The sequence below is a fragment of the Pseudomonas sp. P5_152 genome (assembly GCF_033989915.1).
GTDB lineage: Bacteria > Pseudomonadota > Gammaproteobacteria > Pseudomonadales > Pseudomonadaceae > Aquipseudomonas.
In genome coordinates this window covers 5,880,932-5,892,627 of sequence record NZ_JASFAH010000002.1, presented here as the reverse complement: position 1 = coordinate 5,892,627, position 11,696 = coordinate 5,880,932, and the positions used below count along the sequence as shown (strand labels likewise).

The following is an 11,696-nucleotide window of genomic DNA, read 5'->3' as shown; positions in this document are numbered from 1 at the left end:
CAAACCTTGTGGGAGCCGGCTTGCCGGCGATGGTCGTCAACGATGGCCCGTGTTGCGTGGGAGAACCTTGAACCCTACCTTTTTCCTGCCCATACAAGCTGTTACTGTACGAACCATGTAGCCCAAGCCGCCTGGATCGGATCTCTGACTTGAAGCGTCCCCTGCCCCTGTTCCTGATCAGTCTGGCCTTGAGCTTCCCCGCATGCGCGACGATCAGCGAAAGCCATGGTTATGCGCAGTTCGGCACACTCAAGTACCCGACACGTTTCACCCACTTCGACTGGGTAAACCCGCAAGCGCCCAAGGGCGGTACGTTGCGGCTCATGGCCTTTGGCACGTTCGACACCCTCAATCCCTACACCTTCAAGGGCACCAGCCCGGTCGCCACGGCTAACTTCCTGCAGTACGGAATCAACGAGTTGAACGAACCGTTGATGGTCGGCACCGGCCAGTACGCGCCATCAGGGGACGAACCGGCCTCCAGCTACGGCTTGATCGCGCAGTCCGTCGAGTACAGCGAGGACCGCAGCTGGGTGGTGTTCAACCTGCGGCCCGAAGCACGCTTTCACGATGGCCAGCCGATTACCGCCCGCGACGTGGCCTTCTCCTACCGACTGCTGCTCAAGGAAGGCCATCCGCGCTATCGCACCAGCCTGCAGGAAGTGCAGCGGGTGGATATCCTCAACCCCCTGCGCATCCGCTTCGTGTTCAAGCGGGCGGGCAACCCGTTGCTGATCCTGCGCCTGGGCGAGTTGCCGGTATTGCCCCAGCATTACTGGAAAGGCCGCGATTTCAAGGCCACCACCTTCCAGGCGCCGCTGGGCAGCGGGCCGTACCGCATCACCCGGGTGTCGCCAGGCCGGCAGTTGCTGTTCGAGCGAGTGAAGGATTACTGGGGCAAGGATTTGCCGGTCAATCGCGGCAAATACAACTACGATCGCGTCGAAGTCGAGTTCTATCGCGACAGCGATGTGGCGTTCGAAGCCTTCAAGGCCGGCGAGTTCGACATTTACATCGAGCACCAGGCGAAAAACTGGGCCAATGGCTACAACTTCCCCGCCGTACGCCGTGGCGAGGTGGTCAAGGCGCAGATCGAGCACCAGATCCCGACCCAGACCCAAGGCCTGTTCATGAACACCCGGCGCGCCTCGTTCGCCGACGCCAAGGTGCGCGAAGCCCTGGGCCTGATGTTCGACTTCGAATGGACCAATCGCACCCTGTTCAGCGGCGCCTACAAACGGGCCATGAGTTTCTACCCCAACAGTGAGTTTGCCGCCACCGGCCTGCCGGTGGGTCACGAGTGGCTGATGCTCTCACCCTATCGCGAGCAGTTGCCCGCCAAGCTGTTCACCGCCCCCTTCAGCCTGCCGCAGACCGATGGCCGCGGGATTCCCCGCGACACCCTGCGCCAGGCCCTTGGCCTGCTCGCCGAGGCCGGCTGGAAGCTCAGCGGCCAGCGCCTGCAGAATGCCGCCGGCCAACCGCTGCGCCTGGAGATCCTGCTGGTCAATCCGAACCTGGAGCGCATTCTCCAGCCCTACACGGAAAACCTCGCCAGCATCGGCATCGACGCCCGCCTGCGCACCGTCGACCGGGCCCAGTACAAACAGCGCCTGGACCAGTTCGATTTCGACATGATCCTGATGACCCTCGACCAGACCCTGAGCCCGGGCCTGGAGCAGTGGCAGTACTTCCACTCCAGCCAGGCCAAGGTCAAGGGCAGCAAGAATTACGCCGGCGTGGCCAACCCGGTGGTCGACCACCTGCTGGAACAACTGCTCGCCGCCCAATCCCGTGACGCGCAACTGGCCGCCGGCAAGGCCCTGGACCGGGTGCTGCTGTGGCAGCACTACATCATTCCCAACTGGTACATCAATTATCATCGCCTGGCGTACCGCAACCGGTTCGCCTTCGTCACCACGCCGCCCTACACGCTGGGGCTCAACGCCTGGTGGCTGAAGACTTCGGAGAAAGCCCAATGATGCCTTTGCGTACCCTGCTGGGCCTGGTCTTCGCAGGACTGGCCTGCGTCGCCCAAGCGGCCCCGCAACATGCCCTGACCCTGTATAACGAGCCACCCAAGTACCCGGCTGACTTCAAGCACTTTGCCTACGTCAATCCCGACGCGCCCAAGGGCGGGATCTTCCGCCAGGCCGGTTTCGGCGGGTTCGACAGCCTCAACCCCTTCATCAGCAAGGGTGTGCCGGCCGACAACATCGACCTGATCTACGACACCCTGGCCCGCCAGAGCCTGGATGAACCCTTCACCGAGTACGGACTGCTGGCCGGCAAGATCGAAAAGGCCCCGGACAACAGCTGGGTGCGTTACTACCTGCGCCCCGAAGCCCGCTTCCATGACGGTCATCCGGTGCGCGCCGAGGACGTGGTCTTCAGCTTCCAGACCCTGATCAAGGACGGCGCGCCCCTGTTCCGCGGCTACTACGGCGACGTGGCAGAAGTGATCGCCGAAGACCCGCTGCGGGTCCTGTTCAAGTTCAAGCACAACAATAACCGCGAGCTGCCACTGATCCTTGGCCAACTGCCGGTGCTGCCCAAGCACTGGTGGCAAAACCGCGACTTCAGCAAGGGCAACCTCGAGGCGCCGTTGGGCAGCGGTCCGTACCAGGTCAGCGAGGTCAAGGCCGGGCGTTCGATCCGTTATCAACGGGTCAAGGACTACTGGGGCAAGGACCTGCCGATCAACCGCGGCTTCTACAATTTCGACACCCTGAGCACCGACTACTACCGCGACAACACGGTGGCACTGGAGGCACTCAAGGCCGGACAGTTCGATTACTGGCTGGAAATGACCGCCAAGAACTGGGCCAACGCCTACAACATTCCCGCCGTCACCGAAGGTCGGCTGATCAAGGAGCAGATCCCCAACGGCAACCCCACCGGCATGCAAGGTTTCGTCTACAACCTGCGCCGCCCGGTGTTCCAGGACGTGCGAGTGCGCCAGGCCCTGAGCCTGCTGCTGGACTTCGAATGGACCAACAAACAACTGTTCAACGGTGCCTACGCCCGCACTCGCAGCTACTTCGAAAATTCGGAAATGGCCGCCAGCGGCCTGCCGGATGCCGAGCAACTGGCGATCCTCGAACCCTTGCGCGGCAAGATCCCCGACCAGGTGTTCAGCCAGCCCTTCGAGAACTCGGTGTGTGACGGCAGCGGCATGATCCGCGCCCAGCAGCGCCAGGCCTACCAACTGCTGCAGGAAGCCGGCTGGCGCATCGTCGACGACAAGATGGTCGACACCACCGGTAAACCGGTGAGCATCGAGTTCCTGCTGGCCCAGACCGAATTCGAGCGGGTCCTGCTGCCGTTCAAGCGCAACCTCAGTGACCTGGGGATCGAGCTGGTGATCCGCCGGGTCGATGTGTCCCAGTACATCACCCGCGTGCGCTCACGGGACTTCGACATGGTGGTCGGCAGCTTCCCGCAGTCCAACTCGCCGGGCAACGAACAGCGTGAATTCTGGAAATCGGAAAGTGCCGACAAGCCCGGCAGCCGCAACACCATAGGCCTGAGGGACCCGGCCATCGACCAACTGGTGGAAGAACTGATCAACGCCGATTCACGCCAGAGCCTGGTGGCCCACGCCAGGGCGCTCGACAGAGTGCTGCAATGGGGCTATTACGTGATCCCCAACTGGCACATCAAGACCTGGCGCGTGGCGTACTGGAACCACATCGGCCACCCCAAGATTTCGCCGGCCTATGACATAGGCATCAACACCTGGTGGATCAAGCCCGATGCCAAGCCCGCGATCGAGGTGCTGACCAACGAGCAAACCGAACCTGCAGGCGTGGAGCAATAAGATGCTGGCGTACATATTACGGCGACTGTTGCTGATCATCCCGACCCTGTTCGGCATCCTGTTGATCAACTTCGTGATCATCCAGGCGGCCCCCGGCGGCCCTGTGGAGCAGATGATTGCCAAGCTCGAAGGCTTCGAAGGCGCTACCAGCCGGATTGCCGGTGGCGGCGCGGAAGTCTCGGTGGCCGGCTCCAGCTACCGTGGCGCCCAGGGCCTGGACCCGGCGCTGATCAAGGAAATCGAGCACATGTACGGTTTCGACAAGTCGGCGCCGGAACGCTTGTGGATCATGGTCAAGAACTACGCCCGCCTGGATTTCGGTGAAAGCTTCTTTCGCGACGCCAAGGTCATCGACCTGATCAAGGAAAAGATGCCGGTGTCGATCTCCCTCGGGCTGTGGAGCACCCTGATCATGTACCTGGTGTCGATCCCCCTGGGGATCGCCAAGGCCACCCGCCACGGCAGTCACTTCGATGTCTGGACCAGCTCGGCGATCATCGTCGGCTACGCGATCCCGGCGTTCCTGTTCGCCATCCTGCTGATCGTGGTGTTCGCCGGGGGCAGCTACCTGGACTGGTTCCCCTTACGCGGCCTGACCTCGAACAACTTCGACGAATTGAGCTGGAGTGGCAAGATCCTCGACTACTTCTGGCACCTGGCACTGCCCGTCACGGCGCTGGTGATCGGCAACTTCGCAACCATGACCCTGCTGACCAAGAACAGCTTTCTCGACGAAATCAACAAGCAATACGTGGTCACGGCCCGGGCCAAGGGCCTGACCCGCCATCGGGTGCTCTATGGCCACGTGTTCCGCAACGCCATGCTGCTGGTAATCGCCGGATTCCCCTCGGCCTTCATCGGGATCTTCTTCACCGGCTCCCTGCTGGTGGAGGTGATCTTCTCCCTCGACGGCCTCGGCTTGATGAGTTTCGAGGCGGCGATCAACCGCGACTACCCGGTGGTCTTCGGCACGCTGTTCATCTTCACCTTGCTCGGCCTGGTGGTGAAACTGATCGGCGACCTCACCTACACCCTGGTCGATCCGCGCATCGACTTCGAAACCCGGGAGCATTGAGATGAACCTGTCCCCTCTCAACCGCCGCCGTTTCGAACTGTTCAAGGCCAACAAGCGTGGCTGGTGGTCGCTGTGGCTGTTCCTGATCCTGTTTGGCCTGAGCCTGGGCGCCGAACTGATTGCCAACGACAAGCCGCTGGCGGTGCATTACGACGGCGGATGGTACTTCCCGGCACTCAAGCGCTACCCGGAAACCACCTTCGGCGGCGAATTCCCGCTGGAAGCCAACTACAAGAGCCCCTACATCCGCGAACTGCTCAAGGCCAAGGACGCCTGGACCCTGTGGGCGCCGATCCCCTTCAGCTACCAGAGCATCAACTACGACCTGAAAGTCCCGGCCCCGGCCCCGCCCTCGGCGGATAACCTGCTGGGCACCGATGACCAGGGCCGGGACGTGCTTGCGCGGGTGATCTATGGCTTTCGGGTGTCGGTGCTGTTCGCCCTGACCCTGACCGTGCTCAGCTCGATCATCGGCGTTATCGCCGGGGCCCTGCAGGGTTTTTATGGCGGCTGGGTCGACTTGCTGGGCCAGCGCTTCCTGGAAATCTGGTCGGGGTTGCCGGTGCTGTACCTGCTGATCATCCTCGCCAGCTTCGTGCAGCCCAATTTCTGGTGGCTGCTGGGGATCATGCTGCTGTTTTCCTGGATGAGCCTGGTGGACGTGGTGCGTGCCGAGTTCCTGCGTGGACGCAACCTGGAGTACGTGCGCGCCGCCCGGGCGCTGGGCATGCAGAACGGGGCGATCATGTTCCGCCATATCCTGCCCAACGCCATGGTCTCGACCATGACCTTCATGCCGTTCATTCTCACGGGCGCCATCGGCACCCTCACCGCCCTGGACTTCCTCGGCTTTGGCCTGCCACCCGGCGCCCCGTCCCTGGGTGAGCTGGTGGCCCAGGGCAAATCCAACCTGCAGGCACCCTGGCTGGGCATCAGTGCCTTTGCCGTGCTGGCGGTGATGCTCAGCCTGCTGGTATTTATCGGCGAGTCCGCTCGCGATGCCTTCGACCCGAGGAAGTGAAATGAATCAGGACAATCTGATCGAAGTGCGCGACCTCAGCGTCGAGTTCGTGGTTGGCGAGCACCAGCAGCGCGTGGTGCAAGGCGTCAGCTTCGACATCAAGCGCGGGGAGACCCTGGCCCTGGTGGGCGAAAGTGGTTCGGGCAAGTCGGTCACGGCGCACTCGATCCTGCGCCTGCTGCCCTACCCCCTCGCTCGTCATCCCACAGGGACCATCCAGTACGCCGGACACGACCTGCTGAGCCTGAAGGAGAAAACCATCCGCCACATCCGCGGTAACCGGATCGCGATGATCTTCCAGGAGCCCATGACCTCGCTGAACCCGCTGCACAGCATCGAGAAGCAGATCAACGAAGTGCTCGGGATCCACAAGGGCCTGACCGGCAAGGTCGCGACCCGGCGCACCCTGGAGCTGCTGGAGCTGGTTGGCATCCCCGAGCCCCACAAACGCCTCAAGGCGCTGCCCCACGAATTGTCCGGCGGCCAGCGCCAGCGGGTGATGATCGCCATGGCCCTGGCCAACGAGCCCGAACTGTTGATCGCCGACGAACCGACCACCGCGCTGGACGTTACCGTGCAGCTGAAAATCCTCGAATTGCTCAAGGAGTTGCAGGCGCGCCTGGGCATGGCGCTGCTGCTGATCAGCCACGATTTGAACCTGGTGCAAAGAATTGCGCATCGGGTATGTGTCATGCAGCGCGGTTGCATCGTCGAACAGGCATCCTGCGCAGAATTGTTTCGCGCGCCGCAGCATCCGTACACCCGTGAGCTGTTGGCCGCGGAGCCCAGCGGGCGGCCTGCAACCAATGAAATCGGGCCGCCGCTGCTGCAAGTCGAGGACCTGAAAGTCTGGTTTCCGATCAAGAAAGGCTTCTTGCGCAGTACGGTCGATTATGTAAAAGCGGTGGACGGGATCAACTTCAGCCTGCCCCAGGGCCAGACCCTGGGTATTGTCGGCGAGAGTGGTTCGGGAAAATCGACCCTGGGCCTGGCGATTTTGCGCCTGATCGCCAGCAAAGGCGCGATCCGCTTTGCAGGCAAGCAGTTGGACGGCTTGACGCAGCAGCAGGTCAGACCGCTGCGGCGGGAGATGCAGGTGGTCTTCCAGGACCCCTTCGGTAGCCTGAGCCCACGCATGTGCGTGAGCCAGATCGTCGGCGAAGGTTTGCAGATCCACAAGATCGGTACGCAAGCCGAACAGGAGCTGGCTATCATTGCAGCCCTTGAGGAGGTAGGACTGGACCCGGCAACCCGGCACCGCTACCCCCATGAATTTTCCGGCGGGCAACGGCAAAGAATCGCCATTGCCCGGGCTTTAGTGCTAAAACCGGCGTTGATTTTGCTGGACGAGCCGACTTCGGCTCTGGACCGCACCGTGCAACGCCAAGTGGTTGAACTGCTGCGCAGACTGCAAAGCAAGTACAACCTGACGTATCTGTTTATCAGCCATGACCTGGCTGTGGTGAAAGCGCTGAGCCACCAACTGATGGTGGTCAAGCATGGCCAAGTGGTCGAACAGGGAGACGCGCAAGGTATCTTTGCCGCCCCCCAACATCCGTATACACAGCAGTTGCTGGAAGCCGCTTTCCTGGCACCAGCCACTGCGCAATAACCTGAAAGAGGAGCAACACATGGGTTTTCTCGCCGGTAAGCGCGTACTGATCGTCGGTGTCGCCAGCAAGCTGTCCATCGCATCCGGCATCGCTGCCGCCATGCATCGCGAGGGCGCTGAGCTTGCCTTCACTTATCAGAACGACAAACTCAAGGGTCGCGTCGAAGAGTTCGCACAAGGCTGGGGCTCGAGCCCTGAACTGTGCTTCCCGTGCGACGTGGCCAGCGATGAAGAAATCGCCAAGGTCTTCGAAGCACTGAGCAAGAAGTGGGACGGCCTGGACTGCATCGTGCACTCCGTCGGCTTCGCCCCGGGCGACCAACTGGACGGCGACTTCACCGAAGCCACCACCCGTGACGGTTTCCGCATTGCCCACGACATCAGCGCCTACAGCTTCGTGGCCCTGGCCAAGGCTGGTCGCGAAATGATGAAAGGCCGCAACGGCAGCCTGCTGACCCTGTCGTACCTGGGTGCCGAACGCACCATGCCGAACTACAACGTGATGGGCATGGCCAAGGCTTCCCTGGAAGCAGGCGTGCGTTACCTGGCCGGCTCCCTCGGCCCGGACGGTACCCGCGTAAACTGCGTATCGGCTGGCCCGATCCGCACCCTGGCAGCTTCGGGCATCAAGAACTTCCGCAAGATGCTGGCCGCCAACGAAGCACAAACCCCGCTGCGTCGTAACGTCACCATCGACGAAGTCGGCAACGCCGGCGCGTTCCTGTGCTCGGACCTGGCGTCCGGCATCAGCGGCGAAATCATGTACGTGGACGGCGGCTTCAACACCACCGCCATGGGCAACATCGAAGAGTAATCTTCGCGCGGCACGAAAAAACCGCCAGGATCGGCTGACGCCGATCCTGGCGGTTTTTTTGTGCCTTGGGCCTACCTCTTGGCGATCGCCGCCGATGCCGCCAGCATCGCCCGCAGCAACACCGCACAACCCGCCGCCAGATCTTCTGGCGTGGCGTTTTCGATTTCGTTGTGACTGATGCCGCCCTCGCACGGCACGAAAATCATCCCGGCCGGGCCCAGTTCGGCGAGGAAGATCGCGTCATGCCCGGCGCCACTGACAATATCCATATGGGACAGGCCCAAGCCCTGGGCCGCGCCGCGTACGGCCTCGACACAGCCTTGGTCGAAGTACAACGGAGGGAAATCGGCGGTCGGCGTCAGCTCATACGTCAGGCCGTGCTCCTGGCAGGTGCTGTCGATCACCTCGCGCACCTCGGCAATCATCGAGTCCAGGCGCGCCGGCTGCAGGTGCCGGAAGTCCAGGGTCATGCGCACCTCGCCGGGGATCACGTTGCGCGATCCCGGATAGGCTTGCAGACAACCGACGGTGCCACAGGCGTGGGGCTGATGACCGAGGGCCGCGCGATTGACCGCTCCGACTATCACTGCGGCCCCCACCAGGGCGTCCTTGCGCAGGTGCATCGGCGTTGGCCCGGCGTGGGCCTCGACACCGCGCAGCTTGAGGTCGAACCATTTCTGCCCCAGCGCGCCCATCACCACACCGATGGTCTTGCGCTCGTCCTCCAGGATCGGCCCTTGCTCGATGTGCGCTTCAAAGTAAGCCCCCACCGCATGCCCGCTGACCTGGCGCGGTCCGGCATAACCGATCGCGTTGAGTGCTTCACCGACCGTCACCCCCTCGGCATCGACCTTGGCCAGGGTTTCTTCCAGGGTGAACTTTTCGGCAAACACCCCGGAACCCATCATGCACGGGGCAAACCGCGAGCCTTCCTCGTTGGTCCAGACCACCACCTCCAGTGGCGCCTCGGTCTCTACTCCCAGGTCGTTGAGCGTGCGCAGCACTTCGACCCCGGCCAGCACGCCAAAACAGCCGTCGAACTTGCCGCCGGTGGGTTGGGTGTCGATGTGGCTCCCGGTCATCACCGGTGGCAGGTCCGGGTTGCGCCCGGGGCGACGGGCAAAAATGTTGCCCACGGCATCGATGCTCACGCTGCACCCAGCGTCCTCGCACCAGCGCACAAAGATGTCCCGGGCCTGACGATCAAGGTCGGTCAGGGCCAGGCGACAGACGCCGCCCTTGACCGTGGCGCCGAGCCTGGCCAGCTCCATGAGCGACTGCCACAGGCGGTCGCGATTGATGTGCTGATGGTTCGATTGCAGAACGTCTACGGCCGCGTTCATGGGGATCTCCTCAGGCTGTTATTGTTTTGTCAGGTACCAGGCACATGCTCCGCTCTGTCGGAGCGGGCTTGCCCGCGATGAGGCCTGCAGTCATACCGCCGATTTCGCAATGGAAGCGTCCGGCCGCATCGTGCACAACCCGTAGTAAATCAGGCCTCCCAGGGCCGAACCGGTGAACCAGCCGTAGCTGTAGAACCAACTGAACGCATCGCTGCCCAGGGACAACAGGGTCAGCACCACCGGTACGCCGAACGCGATGAAACCGAACCAGTTCCACGCCGGGTATACGTCATCGCGGTACAGCCCCGCCAGGTCCAGTTGCTGTTTCTTGATCAGGAAATAGTCCACCACCATGATCCCGGCGATCGGTCCAAGCAAGCTCGAATAACCCAGCAGCCAGTTGGAATACACCGATTCCAGGCTGATCTCGGAGACGATCCAACCCAGTTTTTTCAGCAGTTCATGGCCCATCAGGGCCAGGCCCACCAGCCCTGTGAGCATCACCGCCATGGTCCGGTTGATCAGCTTGGGCGCCAGGTTCTGGAAGTCATTGGTCGGCGACACAATGTTCGCCGCGGTGTTGGTGGACAAGGTGGCAATGATGATCAAGGCCATGGCCAGTGCGACCCAGAGCGGGCTCTGGATGTGACCGATGAGGGTCACCGGATCGGACACTGTCACCCCCACCAGTTTTTCCGAGGCGGCGGTCAGCACCACGCCCAGGGCGGCGAACAGGAACATGGTCAGCGGCAGGCCGATGATCTGCCCGACGATCTGGTCCTTCTGGCTTTTTGCGTAGCGGCTGAAATCCGGAATGTTCAACGACAGGGTGGCCCAGAAGCCGACCATGGCGGTCAAACCGGCGAAAAAGTAACTCCAGACGCTGGCGCCTTCCGGCCGTTTGGGCGGCTGCGCCATCAACTCGGTCAGGGAAACGTTCGGCATGGCCCACACCAGCAGCCCCAGCCCCACCAGCACCAACAGCGGCGCCGATAGGGTCTCCAGCCATTTGATCGACTCGGCCCCGCGCAGCACCACCCACAGGTTCAGGGCCCAGAACACCATGAAGCCAATAACCTCGCCGGTGCCGCCGAGGGATTTCCAGCCCTCGAAGATCGAGCCCAGAAACAGATGGATTGCCAGCCCGCCGAACATGGTCTGGATACCAAACCAGCCACAAGCGACCAGGGCGCGGATCAGGCAGGGTACGTTGGAGCCGATCACCCCGAAGGAGGACCGCAGCAATACCGGGAACGGAATACCGTACTTGGTCCCGGCAAAGGCATTGAGGGTCAGCGGAATCAGGACGATGACGTTTGCCAGCAGGATCGCCAGCAGTGCTTCGCCGACGCTCAGGCCGAAGTACGCTGTCAGCACCCCGCCCAGGGTATAGGTCGGTACGCAGATCGACATGCCGACCCACAGCGCGGTGATGTGCCATTTGTTCCAAGTGCGCTCATGCACCTTGGTCGGGGCAATGTCGTGGTTGTACCTGGGGCTGTCGAGGACGTCACTGCCGGCGTCCAGCTCGTACAACCCGTCGCGCTCGGTGACCTGGGATCTGTTCTGTTGCATGGCCGCTCCACTGTTCTTTTGATTATTTTGCTCATCGGGCTGGCCAACGGAGTAACCGCGAGCCAAACGATGGCCGGAGAACTGACGACTTTTACCTTCCGGCCAAGGTGTCAGCGGCGGCAATCAATAAGCGTGCCGCGGACGCTGCCAGGCTTCGGTGCGGATCAGTAAAATCCATGTAAACAACTGATATCAATTGGTTTCTGTTTCAAAACTATCCCGCCTGCAACAACCCGCCCGCACACTCAGGCTAACTGCCAGGCAAGTTGTCCAACCCGTCAGGACTCATTCTGGTGCGTTATATTTATAGATGAATTTTTCCTTCGCCACAGGCTGACCTCAAATAGCTGATTTCACATGACAAATCTCGACCATATTGGGTTCCTGTCAAGTGCGTCAAAATGGTGAACGGTCGCACCAATATGCGTATTTTTAG

Annotated in this window: 8 protein-coding genes; 6 read left to right on the top strand and 2 right to left on the bottom strand. The window is 61.9% G+C overall.

Annotated elements, in window-relative coordinates:
• Positions 1–149 precede the first annotated feature (149 nt).
• Genes QMK50_RS26900 through fabI form a run of 6 tightly spaced genes read left to right on the top strand, consistent with a single transcriptional unit; the run spans position 150 to position 8,342 of the window.
• Positions 150–1,982: an extracellular solute-binding protein gene (locus tag QMK50_RS26900; protein WP_320334462.1), complete on the top strand. Its 1,833-nt coding sequence runs from the start codon at positions 150–152 to the stop codon at positions 1,980–1,982.
• Positions 1,979–3,820: an extracellular solute-binding protein gene (locus tag QMK50_RS26895; protein WP_095168841.1), complete on the top strand. Its 1,842-nt coding sequence runs from the start codon at positions 1,979–1,981 to the stop codon at positions 3,818–3,820. The genes QMK50_RS26900 and QMK50_RS26895 overlap by 4 nt, the downstream gene beginning before the upstream one ends.
• Before the next feature lies 1 nt (position 3,821).
• Complete coding sequence (locus QMK50_RS26890; RefSeq protein ID WP_095168842.1) at positions 3,822–4,895, top strand: microcin C ABC transporter permease YejB; 1,074 nt, start codon at positions 3,822–3,824, stop codon at positions 4,893–4,895.
• Position 4,896: 1 nt separating this feature from the next.
• Positions 4,897–5,916, top strand: a complete 1,020-nt coding sequence (locus QMK50_RS26885) for an ABC transporter permease (protein ID WP_095168843.1) — start codon at positions 4,897–4,899, stop codon at positions 5,914–5,916.
• A 1-nt stretch (position 5,917) separates the two neighbouring features.
• Positions 5,918–7,528, top strand: a complete 1,611-nt coding sequence (locus QMK50_RS26880) for an ABC transporter ATP-binding protein (protein ID WP_320334461.1) — start codon at positions 5,918–5,920, stop codon at positions 7,526–7,528.
• A 19-nt stretch (positions 7,529–7,547) separates the two neighbouring features.
• Positions 7,548–8,342 carry an enoyl-ACP reductase FabI gene (gene fabI, locus QMK50_RS26875; RefSeq protein ID WP_007910591.1) on the top strand — a complete coding sequence of 265 codons (795 nt, stop codon included), beginning with the start codon at positions 7,548–7,550 and terminating at the stop codon, positions 8,340–8,342.
• A 71-nt stretch (positions 8,343–8,413) separates the two neighbouring features.
• On the opposite strand, the gene QMK50_RS26870 is transcribed toward fabI, so the two are convergent.
• Positions 8,414–9,685, bottom strand: a complete 1,272-nt coding sequence (locus tag QMK50_RS26870) for a Zn-dependent hydrolase (protein ID WP_095168845.1) — start codon at positions 9,683–9,685, stop codon at positions 8,414–8,416.
• A 90-nt stretch (positions 9,686–9,775) separates the two neighbouring features.
• Positions 9,776–11,260 (bottom strand): NCS1 family nucleobase:cation symporter-1, encoded by a 1,485-nt coding sequence (locus tag QMK50_RS26865; RefSeq protein ID WP_159995771.1) that lies wholly within the window; start codon positions 11,258–11,260, stop codon positions 9,776–9,778.
• Between the last annotated feature and the right edge of the window lie 436 nt (positions 11,261–11,696).

Excerpts from the sequence above, each read along its gene's own strand:
- QMK50_RS26895 (WP_095168841.1), top strand. The coding sequence starts at position 1,979 with ATGATGCCTTTGCGTACCCTGCTGGGCCTGGTCTTCGCAGGACTGGCC.
- fabI (WP_007910591.1), top strand. The coding sequence starts at position 7,548 with ATGGGTTTTCTCGCCGGTAAGCGCGTACTGATCGTCGGTGTCGCCAGC.
- QMK50_RS26870 (WP_095168845.1), bottom strand. The coding sequence starts at position 9,685 with ATGAACGCGGCCGTAGACGTTCTGCAATCGAACCATCAGCACATCAAT.
- QMK50_RS26885 (WP_095168843.1), top strand. The coding sequence starts at position 4,897 with ATGAACCTGTCCCCTCTCAACCGCCGCCGTTTCGAACTGTTCAAGGCC.
- QMK50_RS26890 (WP_095168842.1), top strand. The coding sequence starts at position 3,822 with ATGCTGGCGTACATATTACGGCGACTGTTGCTGATCATCCCGACCCTG.
- QMK50_RS26880 (WP_320334461.1), top strand. The coding sequence starts at position 5,918 with ATGAATCAGGACAATCTGATCGAAGTGCGCGACCTCAGCGTCGAGTTC.
- QMK50_RS26865 (WP_159995771.1), bottom strand. The coding sequence starts at position 11,260 with ATGCAACAGAACAGATCCCAGGTCACCGAGCGCGACGGGTTGTACGAG.